At 63.3% G+C, this 26,710-nt stretch carries 25 protein-coding genes; 9 read left to right on the forward strand and 16 right to left on the reverse strand.

Annotated features, from left to right (window positions below):
* Window positions 1–124: 124 nt before the first annotated feature.
* Window positions 125–964: a DUF2884 family protein gene (locus DyAD56_RS03750; RefSeq protein ID WP_158241248.1), complete on the reverse strand. Its 840-nt coding sequence runs from the start codon at window positions 962–964 to the stop codon at window positions 125–127.
* Window positions 965–1,179: 215 nt separating this feature from the next.
* Here DyAD56_RS03750 and DyAD56_RS03755 point away from each other — a divergent pair, with 215 nt between their 5' ends.
* Together DyAD56_RS03755 and DyAD56_RS03760 are read left to right on the forward strand one after the other, a co-directional pair.
* Window positions 1,180–2,838, forward strand: coding sequence for an FAD-binding dehydrogenase (locus tag DyAD56_RS03755; RefSeq protein WP_102301409.1), 1,659 nt, complete (start codon window positions 1,180–1,182; stop codon window positions 2,836–2,838).
* Entirely contained in the window at window positions 2,835–3,881 is a 1,047-nt protein-coding gene (locus DyAD56_RS03760; RefSeq protein WP_102301410.1) for a 2-dehydropantoate 2-reductase, read from the forward strand. The genes DyAD56_RS03755 and DyAD56_RS03760 overlap by 4 nt, the downstream gene beginning before the upstream one ends.
* Here the strand turns inward: DyAD56_RS03760 and DyAD56_RS03765 are convergent.
* The 9 genes from DyAD56_RS03765 to DyAD56_RS03805 form a co-directional block, all read right to left on the reverse strand.
* Window positions 3,860–5,080, reverse strand: a complete 1,221-nt coding sequence (locus DyAD56_RS03765; protein WP_102301411.1) for a low temperature requirement protein A — start codon at window positions 5,078–5,080, stop codon at window positions 3,860–3,862. The genes DyAD56_RS03760 and DyAD56_RS03765 overlap by 22 nt on opposite strands.
* A 62-nt stretch (window positions 5,081–5,142) precedes the next feature.
* Window positions 5,143–5,451 (reverse strand): DUF2845 domain-containing protein, encoded by a 309-nt coding sequence (locus DyAD56_RS03770; protein ID WP_158241249.1) that lies wholly within the window; start codon window positions 5,449–5,451, stop codon window positions 5,143–5,145.
* 124 nt (window positions 5,452–5,575) lie between these two features.
* The gene (locus DyAD56_RS03775; RefSeq protein WP_102301413.1) at window positions 5,576–5,848 is read right to left on the reverse strand and encodes a DUF2845 domain-containing protein; all 273 of its coding nucleotides are present in this window, start codon (window positions 5,846–5,848) and stop codon (window positions 5,576–5,578) included.
* A 26-nt stretch (window positions 5,849–5,874) separates the two neighbouring features.
* Window positions 5,875–6,450 (reverse strand): DUF924 family protein, encoded by a 576-nt coding sequence (locus DyAD56_RS03780; protein WP_102301414.1) that lies wholly within the window; start codon window positions 6,448–6,450, stop codon window positions 5,875–5,877.
* A 28-nt stretch (window positions 6,451–6,478) separates the two neighbouring features.
* Complete coding sequence (locus DyAD56_RS03785; protein WP_233202272.1) at window positions 6,479–6,913, reverse strand: PA2169 family four-helix-bundle protein; 435 nt, start codon at window positions 6,911–6,913, stop codon at window positions 6,479–6,481.
* Between the two features lie 110 nt (window positions 6,914–7,023).
* Entirely contained in the window at window positions 7,024–7,776 is a 753-nt protein-coding gene (locus DyAD56_RS03790; RefSeq protein WP_102301416.1) for a DUF2884 family protein, read from the reverse strand.
* A gap of 79 nt (window positions 7,777–7,855) precedes the next feature.
* Entirely contained in the window at window positions 7,856–8,398 is a 543-nt protein-coding gene (locus tag DyAD56_RS03795; RefSeq protein WP_102301417.1) for a hypothetical protein, read from the reverse strand.
* Window positions 8,398–8,943, reverse strand: a complete 546-nt coding sequence (locus tag DyAD56_RS03800; protein ID WP_102301418.1) for a peroxiredoxin — start codon at window positions 8,941–8,943, stop codon at window positions 8,398–8,400. The genes DyAD56_RS03795 and DyAD56_RS03800 overlap by 1 nt, the downstream gene beginning before the upstream one ends.
* A gap of 93 nt (window positions 8,944–9,036) precedes the next feature.
* Window positions 9,037–9,495, reverse strand: a complete 459-nt coding sequence (locus DyAD56_RS03805) for a hypothetical protein (protein ID WP_102301419.1) — start codon at window positions 9,493–9,495, stop codon at window positions 9,037–9,039.
* A 370-nt stretch (window positions 9,496–9,865) separates the two neighbouring features.
* On the opposite strand from DyAD56_RS03805, the gene DyAD56_RS03810 reads away from it, so the two are divergent.
* Window positions 9,866–10,282, forward strand: coding sequence for a universal stress protein (locus DyAD56_RS03810; protein ID WP_102301420.1), 417 nt, complete (start codon window positions 9,866–9,868; stop codon window positions 10,280–10,282).
* A 150-nt stretch (window positions 10,283–10,432) separates the two neighbouring features.
* The gene (locus DyAD56_RS03815) at window positions 10,433–11,254 is read left to right on the forward strand and encodes a ferritin-like domain-containing protein (protein ID WP_102301421.1); all 822 of its coding nucleotides are present in this window, start codon (window positions 10,433–10,435) and stop codon (window positions 11,252–11,254) included.
* A gap of 277 nt (window positions 11,255–11,531) precedes the next feature.
* On the opposite strand, the gene DyAD56_RS03820 is transcribed toward DyAD56_RS03815, so the two are convergent.
* The 3 genes from DyAD56_RS03820 to DyAD56_RS03830 all read right to left on the reverse strand — a co-directional run bounded on the left by DyAD56_RS03820 (window position 11,532) and on the right by DyAD56_RS03830 (window position 13,747).
* Window positions 11,532–11,978: a DUF6491 family protein gene (locus DyAD56_RS03820; protein WP_102301541.1), complete on the reverse strand. Its 447-nt coding sequence runs from the start codon at window positions 11,976–11,978 to the stop codon at window positions 11,532–11,534.
* 58 nt (window positions 11,979–12,036) lie between these two features.
* The gene (locus DyAD56_RS03825) at window positions 12,037–12,768 is read right to left on the reverse strand and encodes a hypothetical protein (RefSeq protein ID WP_102301422.1); all 732 of its coding nucleotides are present in this window, start codon (window positions 12,766–12,768) and stop codon (window positions 12,037–12,039) included.
* Between the two features lie 85 nt (window positions 12,769–12,853).
* Window positions 12,854–13,747: a LytTR family DNA-binding domain-containing protein gene (locus tag DyAD56_RS03830; protein WP_102301423.1), complete on the reverse strand. Its 894-nt coding sequence runs from the start codon at window positions 13,745–13,747 to the stop codon at window positions 12,854–12,856.
* Between the two features lie 154 nt (window positions 13,748–13,901).
* Between DyAD56_RS03830 and DyAD56_RS03835 the strand changes: the two genes are divergently transcribed.
* The 5 genes from DyAD56_RS03835 (at window position 13,902) to DyAD56_RS03860 (ending at window position 19,149) form a co-directional block, all read left to right on the forward strand.
* Window positions 13,902–15,125: an acyltransferase gene (locus tag DyAD56_RS03835; RefSeq protein WP_102301424.1), complete on the forward strand. Its 1,224-nt coding sequence runs from the start codon at window positions 13,902–13,904 to the stop codon at window positions 15,123–15,125.
* A 214-nt stretch (window positions 15,126–15,339) separates the two neighbouring features.
* A complete protein-coding gene (locus DyAD56_RS03840) occupies window positions 15,340–16,611 on the forward strand; it encodes an MFS transporter (RefSeq protein ID WP_102301425.1) in 1,272 nt (423 codons plus the stop codon).
* 303 nt (window positions 16,612–16,914) lie between these two features.
* Window positions 16,915–18,120: a 5-demethoxyubiquinol-8 5-hydroxylase UbiM gene (ubiM, locus tag DyAD56_RS03850; protein ID WP_102301427.1), complete on the forward strand. Its 1,206-nt coding sequence runs from the start codon at window positions 16,915–16,917 to the stop codon at window positions 18,118–18,120.
* Between the two features lie 76 nt (window positions 18,121–18,196).
* Window positions 18,197–18,520, forward strand: coding sequence for a hypothetical protein (locus DyAD56_RS03855; RefSeq protein ID WP_102301428.1), 324 nt, complete (start codon window positions 18,197–18,199; stop codon window positions 18,518–18,520).
* Between the two features lie 209 nt (window positions 18,521–18,729).
* The gene (locus DyAD56_RS03860; RefSeq protein WP_102301429.1) at window positions 18,730–19,149 is read left to right on the forward strand and encodes a carboxymuconolactone decarboxylase family protein; all 420 of its coding nucleotides are present in this window, start codon (window positions 18,730–18,732) and stop codon (window positions 19,147–19,149) included.
* Here the strand turns inward: DyAD56_RS03860 and DyAD56_RS03865 are convergent.
* The 3 genes from DyAD56_RS03865 to DyAD56_RS03875 all read right to left on the reverse strand — a co-directional run bounded on the left by DyAD56_RS03865 (window position 19,119) and on the right by DyAD56_RS03875 (window position 26,584).
* Window positions 19,119–20,021 (reverse strand): LysR family transcriptional regulator, encoded by a 903-nt coding sequence (locus DyAD56_RS03865; RefSeq protein ID WP_102301430.1) that lies wholly within the window; start codon window positions 20,019–20,021, stop codon window positions 19,119–19,121. The two genes, DyAD56_RS03860 and DyAD56_RS03865, sit on opposite strands and share 31 nt — an antisense overlap.
* Window positions 20,022–20,191: 170 nt before the next feature.
* Complete coding sequence (gene aceE / locus DyAD56_RS03870) at window positions 20,192–22,885, reverse strand: pyruvate dehydrogenase (acetyl-transferring), homodimeric type (RefSeq protein ID WP_102301431.1); 2,694 nt, start codon at window positions 22,883–22,885, stop codon at window positions 20,192–20,194.
* A 1,407-nt stretch (window positions 22,886–24,292) separates the two neighbouring features.
* Window positions 24,293–26,584: an NADP-dependent malic enzyme gene (locus DyAD56_RS03875; protein WP_102301432.1), complete on the reverse strand. Its 2,292-nt coding sequence runs from the start codon at window positions 26,582–26,584 to the stop codon at window positions 24,293–24,295.
* Window positions 26,585–26,710: the final 126 nt, after the last annotated feature.

The raw sequence follows: 26,710 nt of genomic DNA on the forward strand, positions 1-26,710 counted from the left end.
GGAAAAACCGGGCGAGCCTAGCAGCACGCCAATCAAGGTTCTGTTGTTCCCGTACATGCAAAAGGGACCATGCCGGGGGAACCAGCATGGTCCGAAAGTCGTGCTGGGGAGCCCCGACGATGGATCAGTGCGCGGAGTCGCCTCTGCCGGCGCGCGCACCATCCGTGGCTGTGAACAGCTTCTTGTTGTTGTCTGTGTCGTCATCTGCGAGCAGTTGCAGCCGTGAGCCGTCCTGCAAGCGGAACTGGAATTGCTGCTGCAGTGCATCGAGCGAATCCAGCCGCGGGCATAGCGCGTCGACTCGACGATGGAGTTCGTCTGAGCGCTTGCTCATTTCGCGATCGATACTGGTGTCGAGTGTCTGGGCGCGCGCTTCCAGCGCCGCCACCTTGCCTCGGTCGCCGGAAAGCGCAGCTTCCACGGCTTCGCCGGCCACCTTGGCCACCAAGTCGGATACCGAGGTCTCGATGCTCTTTTCGACCACCCGTTCCATGTCCATGGCCTTCCAGGTGCCCTGACCGAGTCCGTTGTCAACGCGTGCCATGGCCTGGCGGTGATTCTCGTCGAGACGGCCAACCATGCGACGGCGCTCGTCGTCGTTCTCGGCGAACGTCATCAACACGGTGCGCATCGCGCCAAAACCCATGTTCACGCCCTCACGCGCCACGTCGGCCACGTCAGGGAGTAACTGGCGAACCTGTCGCTCGTAATCGCGCAGACGTGCGGCGTCCTCGCCGTTCACCGCCACCTCGCGACCATCCACGCGCAGACGACCGTCATGCATGAATACGTCGACTGGCGTGCCATTGTCGCGATGGAAGGCAATGCCGCCGGGCGTGACCTGCACGTCGTAATCCGTGGAAAATCCGCAGCGACCATCACGCATCTCGATATCGTGCGCATGAACCGCACCACCTAGGGCCAGTCCCGCCACCAGCGTGCAAGCCATCAGGGTGGTACGCATCCCGCTTCCCTCCGTGTGCAGCGTTAGGCGCGTCCGTCGCGCGTCGTCGAATGTCACGATGCAGCACAGCATGGATACCCGGCATGGGCCTGTGGTCATGCCGTGCCGTCGGTCATGGGCGACTTTTGGGCTATGACGCAGCGCGCCTAGGAATGCCCGTCCGGGCACGCTAAGTTCGGGGTTCGGGAACGCAAATCGCCACGGGGAGGCGGGGAATGCGGGACGGGTGCGATGTGGTCGTGGTGGGAGCCGGCCTCGCAGGGCTGGTGGCCGCCACAGAGCTGGCCGACGCCGGCAAGCGTGTGCTGGTACTGGAGCAGGAACCGGAGCAAAGCCTGGGGGGACAGGCGTTCTGGTCGTTCGGAGGACTGTTTTTTGTCGACTCGCCGGAACAACGGCGCATGGGTGTGCGCGATTCTCACGCACTGGCGCTGACCGACTGGATGGGTACGGCGGCCTTCGATCGCCCTGAGGACCACTGGCCGCGCCGCTGGGCCGAGGCGTATGTGGATTTCGCTGCAGGCGAGAAACGCGCGTGGCTGCATGCCATGGGCATGCGCTGGTTTCCCGTGGTGGGCTGGGCCGAACGCGGTGGCCACGGCGCCATCGGCCACGGCAATTCAGTGCCGCGCTTTCATGTGACCTGGGGCACCGGTCCAGGCGTGATCGAACCTTTCGTGCGACGTGCGCGTGCAGCGCAAGCGAAGGGCTTGTTGCAGTTTGGCTTCCGCCATCGCGTAGACGAACTCATCGTGGAAGGCGGCGCCGTCGTCGGTGTGCGCGGCAATGTACTCGCGCCCGATGGCATGGATCGCGGCAAACCAAGTTCGCGCGATGTGCTGCATGACTTCGAGCAGCGCGCGCAGGCGGTGATCGTGGCCTCGGGCGGTATCGGCGGCAATCACGCACTGGTGCGACGCAACTGGCCCGAACGTCTCGGTCCGCCACCCGCGCACATGCTGTGCGGCGTGCCGGCGCATGTGGACGGCCGCATGCTTGGCATCAGCGAAAATGCAGGTGCACGGCTGATCAATCGCGATCGCATGTGGCATTACGTCGAAGGCATCGAGAACTGGAATCCGATCTGGCCCAAGCATGCGATCCGCATTCTTCCCGGGCCGTCGTCACTCTGGTTCGACGCCGCCGGCCATCGCCTGCCCGGCCCGCTGTGGCCCGGCTTTGACACGCTGGGCACGCTGGAACACCTGCGTCGCACCGGCCACGACTACAGCTGGTTCATCCTGGATCAGCAGATCATTCGCCGTGAATTCGCGCTGTCGGGTTCGGAACAGAATCCCGATCTCACCGGCAAGAGCTGGCGCCAGGTTGCCAAGCGCGCGATCGGCAAGGGCGCACCCGCGCCGGTCGAAGCGTTCAAACAGCATGGCCGCGATTTCATCGTGCGCGACACGCTGGAAGAACTGGTCGCCGGTATGAATGCACTGGCCGGCAACACCCTGTTGGACGTCGCGCATATCCGTCGCGAAGTCGAAGCGCGCGATCTCCAGTTCGATCATCCGTTCGCCAAGGACGGTCAGGTGATGGCCATCCATAACGCGCGTCGCTATCGCGGTGACAAGCTGGTGCGCGTGGCCAAGCCGCATCGTCTGCTCGATCCGGCGAATGGTCCACTGATCGCGGTGCGACTGAATATCCTCACACGCAAGACGCTGGGCGGACTGGAAACCGATCTCGATGCGCGCGTGCTTGGCCACGACGGCCAACCCCTGCCGGGTCTTTACGCCGTGGGCGAAGCGGCGGGGTTTGGCGGCGGCGGCCTGCATGGCTATCGCGCGCTGGAAGGTAGCTTCCTGGGCGGCTGTCTTTTCTCCGGCCGCATCGCGGGCCGCGCTGCGGCAAAGGGCGTCGCATGAGTGCGCATGCGCTGCCCCGCATCGCCATCTATGGCGCGGGTAGCGTGGGCGGCTATCTTGCGGCCCGGTTGCACGAGCACGCGCGAATCACCTGCATCGGCCGTCGCCGCGTCATCGATGCGTGGCGCATCCACGGCGGACTCGACTGGAGCGATCTGCAAGGCGCCCATGAACACGTAGCCACGCGCGACCTGGAACTACAGGTGGACCCGTTCGCCGCCGCCAAGGCACACCTGGTGCTGGTGACGGTGAAATCCTCGGCCACGGAAACGGTGGCGAGGGAGCTCGCGCCCGTCATCGCGCCTGGTGTGCCGGTGGTGAGCTTCCAGAATGGCCTGCACAACGCGGCCATCTTGCGCGAGGCGCTGCCGGGCCGCCCGGTGCTCGCCGGCATGGTGCCGTTCAACGTATTGCAGCGCATTCCCGGCGATTTCCACCAGGGTTCCGGCGGCGAACTGATGGTCGAGGCGCACGATTCGCTCAAGGCGTTCCTGCCGGTGTTCGAGGCGTCTGGCCTCGCGCTCATGCCACGTACCGATATGCCTGCGGTGCTTGCTGCCAAGCTATTGCTCAACCTCAACAACGCCATCAACGCGCTGGCTAACGTACCGCTGAAGGAAGAGCTTTCGCAGCGCGATTGGCGGCGCTGCCTTGCGTTGGCGCAGCGCGAAGCGATTGCCGTGTTCGCTGCCGCGGGTATCCACCCCGCCAAGCTCACGCCGCTGCCGCCGCCATGGCTACCGCGCGTGCTGGAGATGCCAGACACCTGGTTTCGTCGCCTCGCCTCCCGACTGCTGGCGATCGATCCGGTCGCCCGCTCATCGATGTGGGAAGACCTGGAGCGTGGACGGCCGACCGAGGTCGACGCGATCAACGGCGAGGTCGTGCGCCTGGCGGAGCAACATCACGTAGCTGCCCCGGTAAACGCACGCCTCGTGGCATTACTCCACGAGGCCGAACAAGGACGGCGCTCTTGGAGCGCGCAAGAGCTGCTCGACGAACTGCAGTCGACGCCTCTCGGTTACTCTTCCGCAGCGCCGTAGAGCTCGCGCCGAACGCTTCGCAACGACAAGGTCTCCCAAGCGGCGACCACCACCAGCACCACCGTCGTTGCCATCGCCAGCGACATGATGGTCATGCTCTGCGCAGGCCATAACAGGATCGCCAGTAGCCCCAGCCCCACCAGATGGGACAAAGGCATATTGGTCCGATTGACGGCCTGCTTGAACAGCGCATTGCCAAGCAGATAGAACGCAGGCCCACCCAGCAGCACGGCGACTTGCGCCCTTTCCGCCACGGCATGCGGATGAGCCAGACTCAGTTCGTCGCCCACGGCGCTCACGATGATGCCAGCGACAATCAGCAGATGCAGGTAGGTGTAGGCGATGCGCGCCGTGCGACCGGGATCGGCCGACTGGCGAATCGAACGGCTGCCACGCTCCGCAGCGATGTCGAAGTAAATCCACCACATCGCCACGCAACCGACGAAGGCCACCACAAAGGTCAGCCAGAGATCCGCCGTGCGGGCACCCTCGGCGAAGCTGCTGCCCGTCACCACCACCGATTCGCCCAACGCGATGATCACGAACAGGCTGCAGCGTTCGGCCATGTGGCCGCCTTCCACGTCCCACTCGCTGGTGGAGGACTGCCCGAGACCGGGCACGTAGAAAAACGCCGCCGGCCCAAGGTATTCGATGCCTAAGGCCACCGCCCACCACGCCAAGCGGATATCGCCTGAAGCAAACGCGCCGATGATCCACAGCACGCCCGTCAGCGTCAGCCAGATCGTAATGCGATAGAAGTTGAAGCGCGCCGCCTGACCCGCATGGCGCAGGGCCCAGATCATGAACAGGGAGCGCCCTACCTGCATGGCGACGTAGGCCAAGGCGAACACCTTGGCGCGACCGTCGAACGCCTCGGGCAAGGCCGTCGACAACAGCAGTCCCGCGAACATCAGCACCAGTACGAGCAAGCGCACGGCCAAGCGTTCCGGATCCAGCCAGTTGGTGATCCAGCCGGTGAAGATCCACACCCACCACACGGCCAGGAATAGCACCAGCACATGCACCGCGCCGACGATGGACAAGTCGTGCAGCAACGTGTGCGACAGCTGCGTCACCGCGTAGACGAACACCAGGTCGAAGAACAACTCGATATTGGTCACCTTGCCGTGCGCTCCTGGCGCACGCATGCGCAACAGGCTCGGCGTGTGGTTCTCCACCGTAGGGGGCACGTCGGACATAAGGCGATCTCCCTGGAATCGTGCCTCTTATCGCATGAGCGGCCCAGGCCCCGCCATCTCGCTCACTGAGCGTCATCCCGGATGGCAGCCACTTTGCCGTCCGCCACGACAATGGTGACAAGGCGATTGCCTTGCCGGTATTGCCATTGCTGGCCACTGGTCGCGGATGACTTTCCGCCTTTCTTCCCGCTGCGCCCGCTACTGGCCGTCGACTTGGCCTGCGAGCGATAGGCCGGCTTGCCCAACAGTTCGGTCACCCGGGTGGCGCTATCGCCCACCACCAGCACCTGGCTACCCACGCGCAAAGTTCCTCCTCCTGCGTGGGCAGCAAACGCAAACACCAGCATGGCCAGCCCGAAACATCGACGCATCGCCCATTCCCTCTCGCTGCGCATGACGCGCGGAGAGGTCACCCTATCGTTGGGTCAAGGTGCGCGATATTCGCTCGACGCCGCGTTAGCGTGTCGGTCCTGCCCGCACGCCGGCGTCATTCGCTCAGCGCGAGCGATCGGCGATATCCGACACCCTGCCGTCGATGATGGTGATGATCACGATGCGTCCGTCATCGCGCACATACTGCCAGCGCTCGCCCTGGTAGCCGCCGAAGTCGCTCTCCACCGGCTCCTTGAAGTCAGGCTTGCCCATCAACTGCATAGCGCGTGCTGCGCTGTCGCCGACAGTGAGTACCTGGCTTCCGACGCGGTACGTGCTGCTCGCATAGGCAGTTGCACTCAAAAGCAACAAGGCGATGAGGAGATAGCGGCGCATGATGAACTCCGTGTCGTCGGTGACGCTTAGAAGCCTGTTCCCGGCGTCGCGAGATAGGCCTGCTCCGCAGGCGTATCCGGGCGGCCAAGAGCGGCGTTGCGGTGGGGAAACCTGTCGAATCGCTCTATCACATCGTGGTGACGGCGGGCGTAATCAAGGAAGCCTTCGTAACGGGAACGTACTGCGGCTGACTGGCTCGCCAAGAGCCGCTCGAACAGGCCCACGCAATGCCGCTGCAGCACCAGGCTTTCCGCGTGCTCCAGCGGCATGTAGGCAAAGACACGCTGGAGTGGCGGCAACTGCAGGTCAAACCCACGGGCGATGCCATCCAGTGCGATGACCTGCGTGCTCGGGTCATTCGACCAGGCGCGGGCATCGTCGCGGTAAAGATTGCGGCTGAACTGGTCGCGGACGATCAGCAGGGCCAGCCAACCAGCGGGGGCCTGCGCCCAATGGTTCAGATCGCCGCGCCAGACAGCCTCCAGCGTTTCGCCGAAGCGCTCGCGGATCGTGGCGTCGAACGCATCGCTACGCTCGAACCAGTGCGCCTGAGAGGCGCTGTCGAACCAGAAATCCAGGACGTCCGTGGGGGTCGCCGGCACATGCCCTCCTTGTCACTGAGACGACCGGTTAACCGTGGGTGGTTCCGGCCAAGCAGTGCATATCCTTATGGATACCGTGCAGGCGGGACAACTGGACTCTCAGCACACGCGCCGATTCGTCCGAGGCCTGCGCCATCTGTCGCTCGAAGCAGTTCAGCAGCACGCATTCGTTGCGAGCCAAGCATTGCACCCACGCCGAATCCCGGTTGGACGCCGTACTGGTCACCAACTCCGCCAGCCCGCTGCGGATGGCGCCTGCCAGGGTGCCATGACGGGCCGGCTTGCGCCCGGCGGCGTGGGCTTGCGCCTGCAGATCACCGATCAGAGCATTCAACGTTTGCAAATTCTCGGCCAGCAGCGCTTGCAGCCCTGGCTCGCGCACTTGCACCAGGGCCCGCCGGTACAGGGCCTGGTCATCGATGCCCCGTCGGATAAGGGCGTTGTAGTTTGGTACGCGCGACACGAGGTCGCCTCCTGCGGTGCGTGAAACGATAGCGATTGCCATCCTCTTCCTTCGCCACTTAGCAGAAGGTTAACCCCGGGCGAAGGCGGGACTCATGCTCAGCCCCCGTTTTACTGGCCCACCTGAAGGAGATTCAGAGGTTGGCCACCGGCGCTGCGAATGCCTTGCTGAAGTTCCGCCAGACGCTGAACCGCCGGACACAGGGCCTGTACCTGCGGCGAAAGCGCCTGCATCCGCTGCTCCAGCCGCGGGCGCAACTGGGTAGCGAGGTCCGCCGCCGTGTCACGGAGGCTGGCGGCCGCCTGCAGGTCCCCGGTCATGGCGGCATTAATGGCCTGCTGGCCCAAGTCGTTGGCCAGCAGCGGCGTCAGGTCAGAAACCAACTGGTTGGCGTACTGGTCGGCCAGGTTGCCCTGCCAATCGTGCGTACTGTTGCTGGAAGCCAAGTGCTGCTTGAGCTCGGCGGCGCGGGCGGCCACGCGTTGGTCCAATTCCGTGCGTGTGGCGGGGTCCAGTGAAAGGCGGGCTGCTTCGTCGTGCATGGCGGCAACCAGCATGTCTACGCCGTTGTATGCGACTGCCTTCGCGCGCGGCACCAGGGCACGCAGCTCGCGCTCGAACAGGGCTAGCCGGTCCTCATCGTCCGGACGCAACGATACGGCGGTGCCGTCCGTGCGCAAGGCGCCATCGCGCAATTCGACCTGACGGGGCAACGGCTGCGAGCGATCGAACAGAAGGTGATCAGGCGTTACCGTCAGGTCGTAGCTGCTGGTGGCATGGCAGGTGGTCGCCAAATCCTGCGCGCACAGCACTGTGCTGGTAAGCGGCAGGATCAGGGCAACGGCAAGGCAACGCAGGCGCATGGAAAAACCCGGAACGGACGATGCCCCAGCGATAACCCGCGCTGCGGCAACCGCACCTGAATCGGGGTCGCTCGCCGGTTCAGCGAAGTTTGCGGAACTGAGCGCGTATCTGCGGACGACCCAGCCACCAAGCCAGCCAAAGCAATGCCGGCGCGCCGGCAATCTTGGTGCCCATGGCAATGAGGAAGCTGCGGTGCATGTGGGCCAGCGCCAACTGCGACGCCGTATCGAGCGACGACTGCGCATTCGTCACCGCGACCGCCTGACTGAATTCACGCCACTGCGAAAACAGTATCAAACCGCCGACAAATCCCCAGCCAATGGCCAGCAACACGCAGGCCACCTGCAGGCTGCCACGCGCCCAGGCTTGGCGAAGGATCGCGCCGGCACAGATCACCACCAGCGCGAAAGCGATGATGAAATACAGCACGTCCCACGCCAGCATCTTCTGCAGCTGGAGGATGTCGCCCGAGTCGGAAGCCGGCAGCGGTTTCAGCGCCTGCCACAACTGCCCGGCATGGGTCATGTACTGCAGGCAGCCATAAGCGGCCAGCAACAGGATCAGCCACGCGGCGATGCGCCAGAACGCGAAGCCCTTGTCGTTACGCATGGTGAGCGGCATCAGGATGCCGCCTTCAGCGAAGCCAGGTCGGACAACACCTGCGCCGAGTTTTTTTCCGGATCCACGTCCTGGTAGACCTTGGCAATCTTGCCCTGCGGGTCGATCAGGAAGGTGGTTCGGCGCGCGTACTTAAAGCCCATCTTGGAGGCGAGCACGCCATAGGCCTGGGCCGTCTTGCTGTCGGCATCGGACAGCAGCGGGAACGGCACGTGGTACTTGGCCGCGAACTCTGCATGCGACTTCACATCGTCCAGGCTCACGCCCAGCACGTCGGCACCTTGCTGGCGCAGCTTGGCCACGTCATCGCGGAAGGTGCAGACCTCGGTGGTGCAGCCCGGCGTGAAGTCCTTCGGGTAGAAATACAGCACCACCCAGTGACCCTTGTGATCGGCCGGGGTATGCCACTTGCCGTTCTGATCCTCAAGGCGGAAATCGGGGGCCGACTGCCCTACCTGGGGCATGGCGGAAGCGGGCTCGTCGGCATGGGCCGGAACGAACACCCCAAGCAAGAGACTCAGCAAGCACAGGAACCACAAGCGACGCATGACGACACTCCAACCGGATAACCCGCAGAGTTTACGCGTACCCAAACAAAGGGCGCCATGCGGCGCCCTTTGTGTACTGCAGCAGAGCTCGGCTTATTCGCGGGTGATGGAGAACGCGCCCACTGAAATACCCAGGTTCACGCCCTCACCGCTGCCGTGCAGCGCCAGTGAGGTAGTGCCCTTGGACAACACCTGCGCCTCTCCGCTCTTGACCACACCGGCCTCGGCGCCTGCCTGCGCGTAATCGCCGAACACGTCGTCGATACTGCGCACATGGGTGATGTCACCCTTGCCGTTGTCGATACGGTACTTGCCGGCAGTGATCCCGCCGCCGTGGACGCTGATCTTCACTTTGGCCCTCTGACCGTTGCTGCACACCACCGTACCGCTGCCTTCGGCGTGCTTATAGATGAGTGACCAGCCGGAGAGGCTGAAGCTCAGGTCGCACTTCACGTCTGCGTCGGCCGCCCTGGCCGATGCCACTGGCAATGCCGTCACGGCTCCCGCACAGGCAAACACCAGAGCCGCCATACCGAACGTACGCTTGATCATCACCTTCTCCTTGTCTCGAAAGGGAACCCGGAACACCAACCGTCGCGATGGCCGGCTCGTTCCGGCCGTCTAGCGGTGAACCTCAGTGGGTCCATCCTCGGTAGTTGCCGTGAACGCCACGTGCATATCGCAGGGCGACGCGTTAACAACATCCGTTCGGCGCTAACGCTGGACTTGAAAAAATCAAGCAGGAACGGTGGGTTGCGTCTTCCTGTACCGCGCAACACGCGGGTCGCTGAGTATGCTCGTCACCGTAGCGCGAGCACCCGCCGAGGATTACGCTGAAGCTGCTTTCTGCAGGCCAGGATGTTCCGGACGGAGTCGATACAGCACGTCCGCTACCTCGCGCCTGCCCGCCAAGAGGTCATGCATGCTCAAGTACTCGCTGGTCGGTTATGACGGTTCCCCCACCTCGCAACGCGCGGTTCGTTTTGCCGTGGAATTGGCGCAGGCCACCGGCGGTCGCGTCCGCGTCGTGTCCGTGTTGCAGGTGACCGAGGGGAGCGCAGATACCTGTGCGCTGATGATGACCGACCAAGGCGGCCAGCGTTGCTCGCGATTGCTCGAGGACGTGAAGCAACTTGTACCCGGTGCGGCGTCGCTGATCGACGCCGAGGTCGTGCGGGGCAGCCCGGGAGACGTGCTGCTCGAGCAGGTGCGCCAGCACCACGTGGATCATGTCGTGATCGGCCACACCGAGCGTGGCGCCCTTGCGCGCTGGCTGCTCGGGTCGGTCTCCGGCGACGTGCTGGAGCACGCCCATGTGCCCGTCACGGTGATCCGCTGACCTGACGGAACACCCTACGCGGCCCCGGGTCGGCGCCCGTTAATCCCCTGTCGCCGTCTCTCGTCGTATGCTGTCACATGATCGTCATGCCGGGCTGGCGCCGTGTCGTGCGCCACATCAGTCCTATGGCCCCCGCACAGGAAAGACCGCGTGAGCTACACCCAATCGTTGCCCTGGACTCTGGATAGCCTGGATTTCAGTCAGATCGACATCCCCCGGGTGCGCCAGAATGAAGACTTGTTCTTCCTGCTCTGCAGCGCCTCGTTTGTCGAAAGTGGTTCGGACTTATATACGCACAACCTCGTCGACCATTTCGCTGGCGATGAAACCCTGCAGACATGGCTCAGCCAGCATTGGGAGCACGAGGAACTGCAGCACGGCCATGCCCTCGCCGCCTACGTGAAGGCCGTGTGGCCCGAGTTCGACTGGGACAAAGGCTTCGCTTCGTTCTGGGCCGAGTACGGCGCCGTGTGCACCGCCGAACAACTGGAGCCCAGCCGCGGACTGGAACTGGCAGCCCGCTGCGTGGTGGAAACCGGCACCGCCAGCCTGTATCGCGCGCTCAACGACATCACCGACGAACCCGTGCTCAAGCAACTCACCGGCCACATCAAGAGCGACGAAGTCCGCCACTACAAAAACTTCTACCATCACTTCCGCCTGTACCGCGAACGCGAAGGCTTCAGCCGCTACAAAGTGTTCCGCACCATCCTGCGCCGCGTGAACGAGATCCGCAGCGAAGACAGCGACATTGCCCTGCGCCATGTATTCAACCAGTGCTATCCGCACTTGAAAGAGAACGAAGCGGAGTTCAAGCGCATCACAGGGCGTGCACAGGATTTGTTGCGGCGGAATATTCCGGCGGAGATGACGGTGAAGATGCTGCTGAAGCCGCTGGAGTTGCCGCCGCGGTTGCAGAATGCGATGGAGAAGCCGTTGGCGAAGTTGGCGGAGAAGTTGTTTCTCAACTGATCGCAGACTGAGTCTCCCTCTCCCTTCGGGTGAGAGGGTTGAGGTGAGGGGCCAATCTCGACTCACCGTCTCGTCTATGCCGTCATCCCTGCGCAGGCAGGGATCCAGTAGCCGTGAGTATGGTCGTCGCCTCGTGCGTTAGCGCGACCTGGCCGCTTACGCAGCGGGCGTTTCGATCGTCTGCCGACCACGCGACAACCAAGCGCAAAGTCACTGGACCCCTGCCTGCGCAGGGGTGACGGTTCTTAAATGAAGCGGTGAGGCGAGATTGCCCCCCTCACTTCGCCGGCCGAGCCGTCTCCTCCACCTCACGCGGCTTACCCTGCTGCGGCGAATCAAGCTTCTTCAAATCCACCGGCCGAATCTGCTTGATGAAGCACGGCGGATCCGGCGGCCCCGTCAGCACGCGATCGAACTTCACCGACACCTCGCTGGCGCTGGACGTCAAGGCGATGTGGTTGGTGAATTCCAGGTTGCGACAGCGGCCGTCGAGATCGATCAGCCACGCCTCGTTGGAACGCGTATAGATGGCCAACTGCTCATCACTGAGTGGCTCCCACGACCACAGGCTGAAGTAGTGAAAGCTGTTGACCGGATCACCGGCCGCGGCGGCGTACGCCTGTTGGCGTGCTTCCATGCGGGAGGTGTAATCCTTGCCTACGCGTGTGCAACCGCCGAGGGCGGCGACCACAGCGACGGCGGCAAGAAGATGTTTGGCTGCCATGAATGTCATCTCCATAAGTGCTGGACGTACAAACGCATGAGCTCCGTGCGGGTGCACGTTATTTCTTTTTGGCGGGCGACTTAGCGACGGCCTGCCACTTGATCGGGTCGAAGCCGCCCGTTTCGAACACCAGCGTTTGCTTCTTCTCACCGTCCTGAAGCGTCACGTCCATGGTGATCTTCTTGGCCTTCTCCAACTGGGCGATGAAGCCCTTGTCGTCCTTGAAAAGAAGCGCGGGTTCGCCGGTGGTCGGTGCGAACGCGGCGATCGTACCCGGCTTGCCGTCGAAAGTGGCCTTGATCGAGCACACGCCCTTGCACACAAAACCGTGTGGGCCGCCATTGAACAGGAAGGCGTTCTGCCCCCACTCGGTATGACGGCGCAGCACCAGGCGCACGCGCTCCTCACCCGAAGGCTTGCTGGTGTAGATAGTGGCGGTAGATTGCGTGCCGCCTTCCATCGGCGAAACCTGGTACAGCCACAGGCCGGCCAAGCGATTCTTTTCGCTGTTTTCCTTATAACGCTGCTCGATCGCCGGCAGGCTCTGCTGCACTTCCTTGGCAGCATCGCTGTTGGGGTAGCGACTGAGGATTTCCTTGCCCATCGTCACCGCCATCTCGTCGTTGCCGATGCGCTGGAGCTGGTGATAGGTGTTGAGCTTGTCGGCTGAATCGTCAGCCGGCGCCGGCGCTTGCTGCGGCGCCTGTGCCTGATCGCCGGATTGGGAACAGCCCGCAAGCACGAGCAAGGCGCCGAGCGTGCTGGCGGCGAGATGTAGGCGCTGTTTCATGGAGGGGTTCCTGTGGCGGGTAGGCACTAAGAGTGGAACGAGGGCCAATGGAGACGCAACCTTCATGTCTCCTATCGCTAGAAGCTCACGCGCTGACGGGCGTGTCGCCGAAACGTTCGCGCAGTTGCACGCGGAAGCGGCGGCTGCATGGCAGCGTGGCGCCATCGCGCATGGTCAGTCGGGCATCGCCGGTATCCAGCGGTTCGATCTCGGTGAGGTAGTCGAGGTTCACCAGATAACTACGGTGCACGCGCACAAAGCGCGAAGGGTCGAGGCGTTCTTCGATGCCGGCCATGGTGGCGCGTAGCGGGTAATCACGGCCGCGAACGTGCATGTTCACGTAGTTACCGGAGGCTTGCAGCCATTCGATCTCGCGCGCGGCGACGAGGAATTCCTTGCCCAGCTTGCGTACGAGGAAACGCTCCGGCCGGTCGACCGGTTCCACCGGTGGCCCTTCGTCTGGCTCCGCCAGCAGGCTGGCCTCGCCTTGCAGGCGCAGGATGAGCAGGCGATAGCCGCCGATGATGGCCAGGAACAGGAAGTAGGTACGAACGTCCTTCAGGTACTCGTACCCCAGTTGCTGTGGCCAGTCGCTGCCGAAGTTGTAGTGCCAACCCAGGATGGCCCGGTAGGCGATCGTGCGCAGCAAGACCATCAGGCCTACGTGCGCAAGGCAGAACGGCACGCTGAGCGCGAGGTGGATCTTCAGGTTCTGCCGCCAGTTGTCGAAGCGCAGCGTCCAACGGCGGCTGGCCATCACCACGAAGGGCACCAGCGCCAGGATCACCAGGCTGCTGGTCGCCTCCCATATCCACGGCTCGATGCTGTCGGCCCGGTGGGTGCGATACGTGTCGTCGAACCACGCCACCACACCATTGAATACGGTGTTGATCGTCATCGAGACGACCCAGAAGCCGATCTCGAAAGGTCGGCGCCAGCGTAGAAAACGGGCGTAGTCGAAGGCCGGCTTGGTGGTCATGCCCGGATTCTACGTGGAGCGGCGACCGAACCCGTCCTTTTCGTCCCTCGCTGCTCGCCACTCATCCCTGTTTGTGGTCAATCAATCACTTAGCGGGCGACACGGGTGGGGCCGCGGCGGAGCATGCGCGGCACTTTCCCACGGAGTTCCGCTCATGAACCGCCGCCACGACATCGACGCCCTGCGCGTGCTGGCCTTCGGCCTGCTGATCCTCTACCACCTGGGCATGCTCTACGTCGGCCCGGCGGACGACTGGAAGTTCCATCTCAAGAGCTCTTACATCGGCGACTGGCTGGAGTACCCCATGCTGGCTTCCAGCTTCTGGCGCATGGATCTGCTGTTCCTGATCTCCGGCATGGCGGTGCACTTCCTTCGCGGGCGGCTGACTTTGCCGGCACTGGCATGGAAGCGCACGGTGCGCCTGCTGGTGCCGCTGCTGTTTGGCATGGCCGTGGTCATTCCCTTCCAACCCTATGTCCAGGGTGTGACGGACGGGCTGGTGGAGCCGGGCTTTGGCCACTTCCTGCTGCGCTATTACACGGGCGGCCCCTGGCCGGCCCGGGCCTTCGATGGGTGGCAGTTCGGCGTCACCTGGAACCACCTGTGGTACCTGCCGTACGTGTGGATCTACACCTTGCTGTTGATCGTGTTGCTACCGGCGCTGGAGTCGTCGACGGGGCAGCGCGTCATTGCGGCTATCCACCGCCTGCGCGGCTGGCCGCTGCTGGTGTTGCCCGCCTTGCCGCTGTTTGCTTATAACCTGCTGTTGGCGGCCCGCTTTCCCCAGAACCACGCCCTGTTCCACGACTGGTACGCCCATGCCGGTTACGCCACGATGTTCCTCTACGGTTACGCCATCGGCACACATGAGGGCCTATGGCAGGAACTGGCGCGCTTGCGGCACCGCTCGCTGGGCATCGCGCTCTTCTGCTTCTCCACTTTTGTGGTACTGGATCGCCTGGGTGATCTGATGGGCATGAGCAGTTGGTCCGTCTCCACGCACGCCGCGTTTCACTTGTGCGAGCGCGCACTGCACTTCTTCTATATGTGGAGCGCTATTGCCGCCGTGTTGGGCTGGGGTCACCAGTACCTTAACCGTCCGTTCCGCTGGTTGCCCTATGCACGCGAAGCAGTGTTTCCCTGGTACATCCTGCATCAAAGCGTGTTGCTGGCCGTCGCTTACTGGCTGATCCCGCTGAAGCTGGGTCCGGTGCTCGAACCAACACTAACCTTGCTGGGTACGGTCGGCGGCTGCGCGGTGCTGCATGAATACGTGATTCGCCGCACACGCTGGCTGCGTCCGCTCTTCGGGCTCGACGCCGTGCCACGTGCAGCGTCGCCTTCCCTCTCCTTCACCGAACAGACGCAGCGTGCATGAGCTCTCTGGGCAGCGGGGCTCAGGTCTCGCTGCCCATGGTGGAATCCCGATGCTCGATGCGGCGGATACCGGCCGCATTCGTGTGCACGCTTGGGGGCCGTCTCCACCGTAGGAGGGCAAACAGCATGGCGCGTTCACATCCATGTCAAGCAGAGGTGCTTTGCCTGGAGGCGTCAGCTGCCGATAATGGTCGGATCCCCGCAAGGATCGCCTCATGCCGCCATCCCCCGCGCAAGCTTCCGCGGACTCGCTGCGTTCACACCCCGCATTCGTGCAATTCTGGTTTGCTCGCATCTGTTCGAGCTTCGGCTTTCAGATGCTGTCGGTCGCCGTGGGCTGGCAGATCTATGCCGTCACCGGGCGCGCACTGGATCTAGGCTTGATTGGCCTCGTACAGTTCTTTCCTTCCGTGATGCTGGCCTTGCCCGCCGGACACGTGGCCGATCAGTTCGAGCGGCGCCGCATCGTGATGTTCGGGCAGATCGTGGACATGCTGGCTATTGCGGTGCTCGCGGCCATCACCCTGATGCATCTTGCGCAGGAGACGATGATCCTCGCGCTGATATTCGTTATCGGCGTGGCCAAGGCGTTCGAATTCCCGGCCATGCAATCGATGCTGCCAGCGTTGGTTCCATCGGCGATCCTGCCGCGCGCCATGGCCGCCAACGCATCAGCGGGCCAAGCCGCGATGATCATGGGCCCGGCCGTGGGCGGCCTGCTTTATGTCGCCGGCCCAGGCACGGTCTATACCGTGTGCACGGTGCTGTATCTGATCGCCGTGCTGCTGATGGGGCACCTGCGCTACGAACAGGCGCAGCCTAAGCGCGAGCCAGCCACGCTGACGACACTGTTCGCCGGCGTGCATTTCATTCGCCGCCGACCCGACGTGCTCGGCGTGATCTCACTCGATCTGTTCGCCGTGTTGCTGGGTGGCGCGACGGCACTGCTGCCCATCTTCGCCAAGGATGTCCTGCACACCGGCCCCTGGGGCCTGGGACTATTGCGCGCCGCGCCTGCCGTGGGCGCGCTGCTGATGTCGCTGTGGCTGGCCCGCCACAGCATGGAACGCCGCGTCGGCCCGATCATGTTCGCGTCCGTCGCTGGCTTCGGGCTAGCTACGCTGGTGTTCGCTGTGTCCAAGGTGTTGTGGCTTTCGCTTGCGGCATTGTTCGCACTGGGCGCGTTCGACATGGTGAGCATGGTGATCCGCGGCGCGCTCGTGCAGTTAGACACCCCTGACGACATGCGTGGGCGCGTCAGCGCAGTCAATGCCATCTTCATCAACACGTCGAATCAGTTGGGTGAATTCGAATCCGGGCTGCTTGCGGCATGGGCGGGAGCGGTCAACGCCACCCTCATCGGCGGCATCGGCACACTGGTGGTGGTGGGGCTCTGGATGGCTATGTTCCCCACCCTGCGCAAACGGCAAAGCCTGCGAACGGAACCGCAGACGATCGAACCGACGGGCGCCAGCGACACGATCTAAGATCAGGCAACTGGCATTGCAACAGGTCATGCAGGGCGCACATGTCAGCCAATGTACCGCCCTTCTTCCGCGCATGGATGGAGCACGTGATGGCGCTCCAGCGGGTGGAAGCGATATTCCGGCCCATGGCGCTCGCGGCCATCTTTGGCTGGATCGCGTGGCGGCTGTGCAGGATGTCGTGCGCCGCGAGTTCAAAGCACTCACCACGACGAACGAGGTATGGCCTGGCGCGCCTTGATACGCATCAAGGCTGCCGAAACGGCGGGCGCTAGGATGGGATAACTCCCCATCGCAACCTATGCCATGAACGTGGATATCGCGATCGTCGGCGCCGGCCCCGCCGGACTTTGCGTGGCCCGGTCACTCGCCGATACAGGCCTCAGCGTACTGGTCATCGAACAGCAGTCGCAGGATGTCTTGCGGGAACCGCCGTTCGACGGGCGCGAGATCGCACTGACACCGCGATCCGTCCGCATCCTGCGCGACCTCGGCATCTGGCAGCGGCTCGGCCCTGCCGATATCTCTCCACTACGCAGCGCGCGCGTGCTCAATGGCAGCGTGGGGCACGGCCTCCACGTCACGCCGTACCGCCAGGATGATACGGAGCTGGGCTTTCTCGTCCCCAACGACCGTATACGCCGCGCCGCGTATGCCAGCGTGGAACACGAGCCGCGCATCACACTGGCATGCGGTACGTCGGTCGAAAGCGCCGTACTGAACGACTCTATCGCGCAGCTGCACCTGTCGAACGGCAACGAGGTGAATGCGAAGCTGGTGATCGCCGCTGACAGCCGCTTCTCACGGCTGCGGCGCGACGCAGGTATTGCCGCCGACATGCACGACTTTGGCAAGACCATGCTGGTATGCCGCATGGCGCTGGAGAAACCTCATGGCGACGAAGCGCTGGAATGGTTCGGTCATGCACAAACCTTGGCCTTACTGCCCCTGCGCAACGGCGAGGCATCCACCGTGGTCACGCTACCGCCCGAGGACATGCGGCGACTCATGGACATGAACGACAACAGTTTCAACGCCGAAATGGGCCGACGTTTCAACCATCGTTTCGGCGCGATGCGGCTCATCTCGACACGCCATGCGTATCCTTTGGTCGGCGTGTACGCACGCCGCTTCGCGGCCCAACGCTTCGCTCTGATCGGAGATGCCGCGGTGGGCATGCATCCGGTCACAGCGCATGGCTTCAATCTCGGCCTGCGGAGTGTCGATACGCTGGCTTCATTGATCCAACAGGCCGTGAAGAACGGAAGGGATATCGCCTCGCCGGATCTGCTTCTGCGCTACCAGCGCATGCATCGGTGCGCCACGTGGCCGATGTACGCCGCGACCATGACCATCGTCACGGTGTACACCGATGATCGCCCTGTCGCACGTCGCGTTCGCGCGGCCTTGTTGCAGGCCAGCCAAACGCTGGCACCCGTGCGGCAGGCCATTGCACGCACGCTTGCGTCAGGCGGCCACAGTGTTTTCAGCCCTTCCCGACATCGCGGCTGAACAGTGCGCTCTATCATTTACGCACCGCTCACACCGCCGCTGGCAACGTGAGAACCCTTACTGCAAGGAGGACGCCATGAGCCGTCACTATGACCTTGAAAACACCGTCAACGGCGTCCGTGACCGCGTTCGTCACTATGCCGGCGAAGCCGCCGACCGGGCGGACGAATTGATGGAACGTAGCCGCGACGCCGGCCGCCGTTTCGGCCGCAGCCGCAACACCTACGCTCGCCGCATCGGCCATGCCGCAGAGGATTTCGCCGATGAAGCCAACTACCAATACCGCCGCCTGCGCCGCAACGTGACCCGCCACCCGGTGGCAACCACGGCCATCATTGCGGGCACCGTCGGCGCGTTTTTCCTGCTGCGTCATCTTTTCCGCAGCCGCGACGACGATTGAACAAGGCTCGTGACCGAAAGAACCCGCCGAAAGGCGGGTTTTTTATTGCTGCGCGTCATTGCCCAAGGAGAAGGCATTCCGCCATCGATGTGGCTGATTCCTCACCCAGAGTGTGAAGTCATTTCACTGCATCCGCGTTTTTGACGAGCGTCCGTCGAGCCACACTTCCTGTGCCCGCCAAACCCCGGCGGTTCATCAGGAGCATCGACATGACCCAGCAGCTTCTTTCCAGGGATGAGACCTACGCACGCGGACTGGCGTTGTTTGAACGCCTGCATGGCGGACATAGCGGCCAGCAATTGGCCGAATCGCGTGAGGACATCTGCCCTGATTTCCTGACCATGACCATGCAGTGGGCGTTCGCTGGTGTGTTGGACCGTCCCGGACTTGATCTGGCGACGCGGGAACTGGTGGTGATCGCGTGTTGCGTGACGCAAGGCTATCTCTTGCCGCAACTACGGGCGCACATCGAAGCGGCGCTGGTGGCGGGCGCATCGCGCGAGCAAATCATCGAGGCGGTCCTGCAGACGATGTTTTATGCCGGCGGTGCAGCGGTCAACAATGCATTGGGCGTTGCGGCCGAGGTTTTTGCCGCTTCTCAGTCATCGGAGTCCATGTCCGAAAAGTGATGGAGCGCGAACTCGACGAATGCCCGCAACTTGGCTGGTAGTTCCACGTCACGCGCGTAAAGCAGGTAGAAATCGCGACCACGCGCCGAATAGCCCTCGAGCAATCGGCGCAGGCGTCCCGTCTCCAGGTCGGTTTTCACCAGGCCAAGCGGCTGCAGGATAATGCCGCCGCCGGCCAGCGCAGCCTCGCGTAGCGCAGGACCGTTATCAACACGCAGCCGATAGGTAACAGGCACTTCGTGCAGGCCATCGTGCCCTTCGAATCGCCATGCGTGGCGCGGTCCCCAACGGGTATGGCCAAGGCAATCGTGCGTCAGCAGATCGTCCGGTGTTGCTGGGGTGCCGCGCCTCGCCAAATAATCTGGCGAGGCGCAGACGACCATCCGATAGTACGGCGGCAACGATCGTGCAATCAGCGACGAGTCGGCCAGCGGCCCGATGCGAAACGCCAGATCGATACCGTCGCCGACCGGATCGACGGGTGCATCCGTGAGCACTAGCTCGATATCGACACCCGGATACTTCGCTTGAAACGCCGCCATGGCGGGCGCCAGTTGCGTCACGCCAAACGAGATCGGTGCGGCAATGCGCAGTTGCCCCGAGGGATCGCCACGCAGTGCGGCTGCATCGTCATCGGCCGCCTCGACCCGATCGAGTATGTCCCGGCAACGCTCGAAATAGAGGGCGCCCGCTTCGGTCAGTTGGTGGCGGCGTGTCGTGCGATGAAGCAGTTTTGTGCCGAGGCGAGCCTCCAGCGCATTCAGGTGCTTGCCAACCATGCTTGGCGACAGGCCTAACCTTTCGGCGGTGGCTGTCAGGCTACCGGTGCGCACGATCTCAACGAACACTGCCATGCTTTCAAAGCGGTCCATGACGTAACGCCGGGCCGTGGGTGAGGAGTGCTCTATGGTGACGGAACCGTCCCGCGTTGTATCGGCTAGCCTTCCGCTTATCGACATCCCTTGGCGTGGCGTTTCGCGATACCGTCCAAGAAAAAGCCCGCCATAAGGCGGGCTTTTTCAACACATGAGCACTACCGGCTTCAGACCGTTTGCGGGTTCGGCTTGTCCGGATCCAGCTTGTAGGTCTTGATGGCGCGGGCAACATCCTTGGCGTTGACCTTGCCTTCCTTCGCAAGCGCCGCAAGAGCCGCCTGCGCGATCCAGTAACGATCGACTTCGAAGAAGCCACGCAAGTGCTCACGCGTGTCCGAACGGCCAAAGCCGTCGGTACCCAGCACGGTGTAGCGCATACCGTCCGGCATGAAGGCGCGGATCTGGTCGGCGTACTCGCGCACGTAATCGGTGGCCGCCACGGCCGGACCCTGATGGCCCTGCAGCAGACCGGTGACGTACGGCAGTCGCTGCTCGGCTTCCGGATGCAGGCGATTCCAGCGCTCGGCATCGAAACCGTCACGACGCAACTCGACGAAGCTCGGGCAGGACCAGATGTCGGCGGTGACACCGAAGTCCTTCTCCAACAGCTCGGCGGCGGCGATGACTTCGCGCAGGATGGTGCCCGAACCCAGCAGCTGCACGCGCGGCTCGCCCTTCTTCGGCTTGCCGGCATCCTTCAACAGGTACATGCCCTTGATGATGCCTTCCTCGACGCCCTGCGGCAGATCGGGGTGGCTGTAGTTCTCGTTCATCACGGTGATGTAGTAGTAGACATCTTCCTGCTCCTGCACCATGCGACGGGTGCCATCCTGCAGGATCACCGCGACTTCGTAGGAGAACGTCGGGTCATACGACTTCACGTTCGGAATCGCGCCAGCCATCAGATGCGAACTGCCGTCCTCATGCTGCAAGCCTTCGCCGTTGAGCGTGGTGCGGCCAGCGGTGCCACCGATGAGGAAGCCACGCGCGCGCATGTCGCCTGCCGCCCAGGCCAGGTCGCCGATGCGCTGGAAGCCGAACATCGAGTAGTAGATGAAGAACGGCAGCATCGCCTGGTTGCTGATGCTGTAGCTGGTGGCCGCCGCCATCCAGGCGGCCATGCCGCCAGCCTCGGAGATGCCTTCCTGCAGCACCTGGCCCTTCTGGTCTTCGCGGTAGTACAGCAGCTGGTCGGCGTCCTGCGGACGGTACTTCTGACCAAACGGCGCGTAGATGCCGATCTGGCGGAACATGCCTTCCATACCGAAGGTACGCGCTTCGTCGGCCACGATCGGCACGATGCGTTCGCCGATCTGCTTATCGCGCAGCAGCAGGTTCATGCCGCGCACCAACGCCATGGTGGTCGAAATTTCGCGCTCGCCCGTGCCCTTGGTGATCTGCTCGAACGCCTGCAGTTCTGGCGTCTTGAGCTTGGCGTCGGCGTGACGGCGACGCTGCGGCAGGAAGCCACCCAACGCGCGGCGACGCTCCATCATGTACTCCACTTCCGGCGAGTTCTTGCCCGGGTGGAAGTACGGCACATCGGCCAGTTTGTCGTCCGTCACCGGAATGTTGAAGCGGTCACGGAAGTGGCGCACGGCGTCCGCGTCCAGCTTCTTCTGCTGATGCGTCGGGTTCTGCGACTCACCGGCCGCGCCCATGCCGTAACCCTTCACCGTCTTGGCGAGGATCACCGTGGGCATGCCCTTGGTGTTCACGGCCTGGTTGTAGGCCGCGTAAACCTTGTGCGGATCATGACCACCGCGGTTGAGGCGCCAGATGTCGTCGTCCGACAGGTTGGCGACCATCTCGCGGGTTTCGGGATACTTATTGAAGAAGTGCTCACGCGTGTACGCGCCACCGAAGGCCTTGCATGCCTGGTACTCGCCGTCGACGGTTTCCATCATCAGCTTGCGCAGCACGCCCTTGGTATCGCGTGCGAGGAGCGGATCCCAGTAGCTGCCCCAGATGACCTTGATGGCATTCCAGCCTGCGCCACGGAACACGCCTTCCAGTTCCTGGATGATCTTGCCGTTACCGCGCACCGGACCGTCCAGGCGCTGCAAATTGCAGTTGATCACGAACACCAGGTTGTCCAGGCCTTCGCGGCCGGCCAACGAGATGGCGCCAAGCGACTCGGGCTCGTCGGTTTCGCCATCGCCCATGAAGCACCAGATCTTGCGGTCGGTCTTCGGCACCAAGCCGCGGTGTTCCAGGTACTTCCAGAACTGCGCCTGATAGATCGCCTGGATCGGACCCAGACCCATCGACACCGTCGGCACCTGCCAGTAATCCGGCATCAGCCACGGGTGCGGGTACGACGAGAGGCCGCGGCCGTGGCCGGCGACTTCCATGCGGAACAGGTCGAGCTGCTCCTCGGCAATGCGGCCTTCCAGGAAGGAACGCGCATAGATGCCCGGGCTGGAGTGGCCCTGATGGAATACCAGGTCACCCGGGTGGTCCGCGCTCGGCGCGCGCCAGAAATGGTTGAAGCCCACGTCGTACAGCGTGGCCGACGACGCGAAGCTAGCGATGTGGCCGCCCAGCTCGCCCGGCTTGCGGTTGGCGCGCACGACCATCGCCATCGCGTTCCAGCGAATCAGGGTGCGGATGCGCCATTCCATCGCGGCGTCGCCCGGCATCTTGGCTTCGTTGCCCGGCGAAATGGTGTTGACGTATTCGGTCGTCGGGTTGAACGGCAGGTAGCCGCCGGCCCGGCGTGTCGAATCGACCATCTTCTCCAAGAGGTAATGCGCACGCTCAGTGCCATCGTGGTTGATGACGGCGTTGAGCGATTCGACCCATTCCTGGGTTTCGGTCGGGTCGAGGTCTTGATGAAGGATGTCGTCGAGCTGATCCATGGGGAGCTTCTCTCCGCGGCGCCGGGGGCTTGGCGCGGCTATAGGTGGATCGCCTCCGGGTGAGAGGCGGGAAACCCTCCGAGTGTAGCTCCGGCGGGGTTTTTCGCCAATTGGATCGAGACAATACGGGGGCGAATGGAGATGAGGGAGTGGGTTCGACTTTGGTCGGGGTGACTATTGCTTGCGGCGTCTTTCTTATTGAGGTGCGGTATGGGATTGGTTGCTTTGCTTGATTGTGATTTCGCGACCACTTAGCTCCCTCTCCCTTTCGGGGAGAGGGTTGGGGTGAGGGGACATTCTTGCCTCAGTACTTCAAAAGAACCGTCACCCCTGCGCAGGCAGGGGTCCAGTGTCCTTTCGCTCGGTTGTGGCGTGGTCGCGATCTGGCTCGCCTGCGGCGGGCTTCCGCCCTCCTGCCGGAGGCCGAGTCACTTTCTCTTGCATGCCCAAGAGAAAGTAACCAAAGAGAAGGGCACCCCCACTTGGCGCTGGCCGGTGAAGCCGGCCAGTTCGTGAGGGGTCGCCGGGCTTTTCGACAGGGCTTCCTGCCCTGGCGAAAAGGGATCGACATCCATGCCGATCCCCCTGCGGGCCTTCTCGTCCACCCCTCACCGCCGCACAGGGGGCCCGGAGGTCAAAAGCGCCGAGCCGAAGGCTCGTGCAGCTGCGCTGCACATCGCATCGAGGCAGGTCGCGTTGCTCCTGCTCTAGGGCACAAAGCCAAGGCAGACGGACGATGCCTTTATGTAGCGAGTTCTCCACAGCGGTCGGGAAGTGTAGCGACCTTTTTACCTTGCCCCAGCGGTAGGAAAGCGTAGCGAAGCCTGCTTTAAGTCCTCTCCGCGACGGCGCGTTGCGAAGCGCTCCGAAGTAACCGCTGTGTAGAGGCGAAGGTCGCCAAGCAACAACCCGCCTCAAGCGTTCGGGCTTATCCCATCGGCATGCTGCGGGCGTTGGCCTGTCAGGCCATTTCTTTGGGCTACTTTTCTTTACTCCGGGCATCCTGCCCTTCGCCCTTCGGGCCGGCTTCGCCGTTCGCACGCGCTCCTGCGCGTGCGTGGGCCAACAAAGAAAAGTGACTCGAGCGTCCCACGGGGACTAGCTTCGCGTCGTCGGCAGACGATCGAAACACCCGCTGCGTAAGCGGCCTGATCGCAGTAGCGCACGAAGCGACAACCGACTACTACAGAAACTGGATCCCGGCCTACGCCGGGATGACGGCAAAGATGAAACGATGAGGCGAGCGCCCCCCTCCACCCCAACCCTCTCCCGAGAGGGGAGAGGGTGAAAAAAAGCAGCGAAACCGCGCTTTCGGACCACGCCCCACATATCAACAAAACAAACCGCCAAAAACAAAAACGGGGCCATCAAGGCCCCGTTCTCGCAAAACATCAATCCAGCCTGCCCTCAGCTACGACGCTCACTCTGCGCCTGGCGAATCTGCGCATCCACTGCCGCAATCGCCGTCATGTTCACCACGCGACGCGGCGTCGCCGCCGGCGTGAGGATGTGCGCGGGCTTGTTGATGCCCATCAGGATCGGACCGATGGCCACGCCATCAGTCATCACTCGCACCATGTTGTAGGTGATGTTGGCCGCGTCGAGATTCGGCATCACGAACAGGTTGGCGCGACCGGACAGCGTGGTGTTGGGGAACATGCGCAAGCGCAGTGCCTCGTCCCATGCGGTGTCGGCCTGCATTTCGCCGTCCATGTCGAGCTTGGGGCCGCGCTGCACGAGAATCTCGCGCACCTTGCGCATCTTCGCCGCGCTGGCGTTCTCGTGGCTGCCATAGTTGGAATGCGACAGCAGCGCGATCTTCGGCTCGATGCCGAACAGCTTCAGGCGATAGCTGGCCTGCAGCGTCGCCTCAGCGATCTGCTCGGCGGTGGGGTCGCACTGCACGTGCGTGTCGAGGAAGAACCACGCACCCTGGTCGTTGATCACCCCGGTCATCGCCGAGGTGCACGACACGCCCGGATCGAGGCCGAAGATGCTGCGCATGTAGCCGAGCTTCTTGTGGAAGCGACCGACCAGACCGCAGATCATCGCGTCGGCTTCGCCCCGTTCGACCATCAGTGAGGCGATGAGCGTGGGCCGTGAACGCATCAGGTTCTTCGCCGCCGCTGGCGACACGCCGCGGCGCTCGGTGAGTGCGTGGTACTGCTGCCAGTACTCGTTGAAGCGCGGATCGTCGTCGATGTTGGTGATTTCGAAATCCACGCCCTTGCGCATACGTAGACCAAGGCGATCGATACGTGTATCGATCACACTCGGGCGACCGATCAGGATCGGGAACGCAAGGCGCTCGTCGATGACCGTCTGTACTGCGCGCAGCACGGTCTCTTCCTCGCCCTCGGCGTACACCACACGCTTGATGTCCGCGCGCGCTCGCTCGTACACCGGCTTCATCAGCAGGCCGGTGCGATAGATGAACTGGCCGAGCTTCTCCTTGTACGCGTCCATATCCACGATGGGACGCATAGCGACACCCGAATCCATCGCGGCCTGCGCCACCGCCGGCGCCAGCATCACCAGCAAGCGCGGATCGAACGGACGCGGGATGAGGTACTCAGGACCGAAGGTCGGGATGTCACCGCCGTAGGCGCTGGCGAGGTCACCGGCTTCCATGCGAGCCAGCTCGGCGATGGCGCGCACGCAGGCGGTCTTCATCGCTTCGTTGATGCCCGTGGCGCCAACGTCCAGCGCGCCGCGGAAAATGTACGGGAAGCACAGCGCGTTATTGACCTGGTTCGGGTAGTCCGAACGGCCCGTGGCGATGATGCAGTCCGGGCGCACCTTCTTGGCGTCTTCCGGCGAAATCTCGGGATTGGGGTTGGCCAGCGCCAGGATGACCGGCTTGTCGCCCATGGTGGCGACCATTTCCGGCTTGAGGATGCCGCCAGCGGACAGGCCAAGGAACACGTCCGCGCCCGCGACGATCTCGGCCAAGGTGCGCTTGTCGGTATCGCGCGCATAGCGCTGCTTGTCCGGATCCATCTGGTCGCGGCCGGTATACAGCACGCCTTCGCGATCGAACGCCAGGATGTTCTCGGGCTTCAGGCCCAGCGCCACCAGCATGTCCAAGCACGCGATGCCCGCGGCGCCCACGCCGGTAGTGGCGAGCTTGACGTCCTCGATCTTCTTGCCGACCACTTCCAGCGCGTTGACGATGGCCGCGCCCACGATGATGGCGGTGCCATGCTGGTCATCGTGGAATACCGGGATCTTCATGCGCTCGCGCAGCTTGCGCTCGACGATGAAGCACTCCGGCGCCTTGATGTCCTCAAGGTTGATGCCGCCGAAGGTCGGTTCGAGCGAGGCAATGATGTCGACCAGCTTGTCCGGGTCGCGCTCGTTGATCTCGATGTCGAACACATCGATGCCGGCGAACTTCTGGAACAGCACGCCCTTGCCTTCCATCACCGGCTTGCCGGCGAGTGGACCGATGTCGCCCAGACCTAGCACGGCGGTGCCGTTGGTGATCACCGCGACGAGATTGCCACGCGCGGTCATCTCACTGGCGGCGTTCGGATCTTCAACGATGGCCTCGCAGGCATAGGCCACGCCGGGCGAGTACGCCAGCGCCAGATCACGCTGCGTGACCATGGGCTTGGTGGCGGCGATCTTGATCTTGCCGGGGCGCGGAAGGCGGTGGTACTCGAGAGCGGCGAGGCGCAGTTCTTCGGTAAGGGCCATGGGATAGAGGATCGAATGTGATGGGGAATCGGGGCCGCAACAGCGGTATCGGGCAATGGTATCACCGGCGACACCTCTCTCCCGACCGTGCGGTGCAGCATGGTGACGCAATGATTCACACAACTG

The organism is Dyella sp. AD56, assembly GCF_002878475.1.
Lineage (GTDB): Bacteria > Pseudomonadota > Gammaproteobacteria > Xanthomonadales > Rhodanobacteraceae > Dyella.

What these genes read in the sequence shown, in the direction of transcription:
- DyAD56_RS03765 (WP_102301411.1), bottom strand. Translation starts at nt 5,080, where the DNA reads ATGTCCGACGTGCCCCCTACGGTGGAGAACCACACGCCGAGCCTGTTG.
- DyAD56_RS03800 (WP_102301418.1), bottom strand. Translation starts at nt 8,943, where the DNA reads ATGCGTCGCTTGTGGTTCCTGTGCTTGCTGAGTCTCTTGCTTGGGGTG.
- DyAD56_RS03790 (WP_102301416.1), bottom strand. Translation starts at nt 7,776, where the DNA reads ATGCGCCTGCGTTGCCTTGCCGTTGCCCTGATCCTGCCGCTTACCAGC.
- DyAD56_RS03805 (WP_102301419.1), bottom strand. Translation starts at nt 9,495, where the DNA reads ATGATCAAGCGTACGTTCGGTATGGCGGCTCTGGTGTTTGCCTGTGCG.
- DyAD56_RS03830 (WP_102301423.1), bottom strand. Translation starts at nt 13,747, where the DNA reads ATGACCACCAAGCCGGCCTTCGACTACGCCCGTTTTCTACGCTGGCGC.
- DyAD56_RS03775 (WP_102301413.1), bottom strand. Translation starts at nt 5,848, where the DNA reads ATGCGCCGCTATCTCCTCATCGCCTTGTTGCTTTTGAGTGCAACTGCC.
- aceE (WP_102301431.1), bottom strand. Translation starts at nt 22,885, where the DNA reads ATGGATCAGCTCGACGACATCCTTCATCAAGACCTCGACCCGACCGAA.
- DyAD56_RS03865 (WP_102301430.1), bottom strand. Translation starts at nt 20,021, where the DNA reads ATGGACCGCTTTGAAAGCATGGCAGTGTTCGTTGAGATCGTGCGCACC.
- DyAD56_RS03820 (WP_102301541.1), bottom strand. Translation starts at nt 11,978, where the DNA reads ATGGCAGCCAAACATCTTCTTGCCGCCGTCGCTGTGGTCGCCGCCCTC.
- ubiM (WP_102301427.1), top strand. Translation starts at nt 16,915, where the DNA reads ATGAACGTGGATATCGCGATCGTCGGCGCCGGCCCCGCCGGACTTTGC.
- DyAD56_RS03855 (WP_102301428.1), top strand. Translation starts at nt 18,197, where the DNA reads ATGAGCCGTCACTATGACCTTGAAAACACCGTCAACGGCGTCCGTGAC.
- DyAD56_RS03810 (WP_102301420.1), top strand. Translation starts at nt 9,866, where the DNA reads ATGCTCAAGTACTCGCTGGTCGGTTATGACGGTTCCCCCACCTCGCAA.
- DyAD56_RS03750 (WP_158241248.1), bottom strand. Translation starts at nt 964, where the DNA reads ATGCGTACCACCCTGATGGCTTGCACGCTGGTGGCGGGACTGGCCCTA.
- DyAD56_RS03770 (WP_158241249.1), bottom strand. Translation starts at nt 5,451, where the DNA reads ATGCGTCGATGTTTCGGGCTGGCCATGCTGGTGTTTGCGTTTGCTGCC.
- DyAD56_RS03875 (WP_102301432.1), bottom strand. Translation starts at nt 26,584, where the DNA reads ATGGCCCTTACCGAAGAACTGCGCCTCGCCGCTCTCGAGTACCACCGC.
- DyAD56_RS03755 (WP_102301409.1), top strand. Translation starts at nt 1,180, where the DNA reads ATGCGGGACGGGTGCGATGTGGTCGTGGTGGGAGCCGGCCTCGCAGGG.
- DyAD56_RS03835 (WP_102301424.1), top strand. Translation starts at nt 13,902, where the DNA reads ATGAACCGCCGCCACGACATCGACGCCCTGCGCGTGCTGGCCTTCGGC.
- DyAD56_RS03795 (WP_102301417.1), bottom strand. Translation starts at nt 8,398, where the DNA reads ATGCCGCTCACCATGCGTAACGACAAGGGCTTCGCGTTCTGGCGCATC.
- DyAD56_RS03860 (WP_102301429.1), top strand. Translation starts at nt 18,730, where the DNA reads ATGACCCAGCAGCTTCTTTCCAGGGATGAGACCTACGCACGCGGACTG.
- DyAD56_RS03825 (WP_102301422.1), bottom strand. Translation starts at nt 12,768, where the DNA reads ATGAAACAGCGCCTACATCTCGCCGCCAGCACGCTCGGCGCCTTGCTC.
- DyAD56_RS03760 (WP_102301410.1), top strand. Translation starts at nt 2,835, where the DNA reads ATGAGTGCGCATGCGCTGCCCCGCATCGCCATCTATGGCGCGGGTAGC.
- DyAD56_RS03840 (WP_102301425.1), top strand. Translation starts at nt 15,340, where the DNA reads ATGCCGCCATCCCCCGCGCAAGCTTCCGCGGACTCGCTGCGTTCACAC.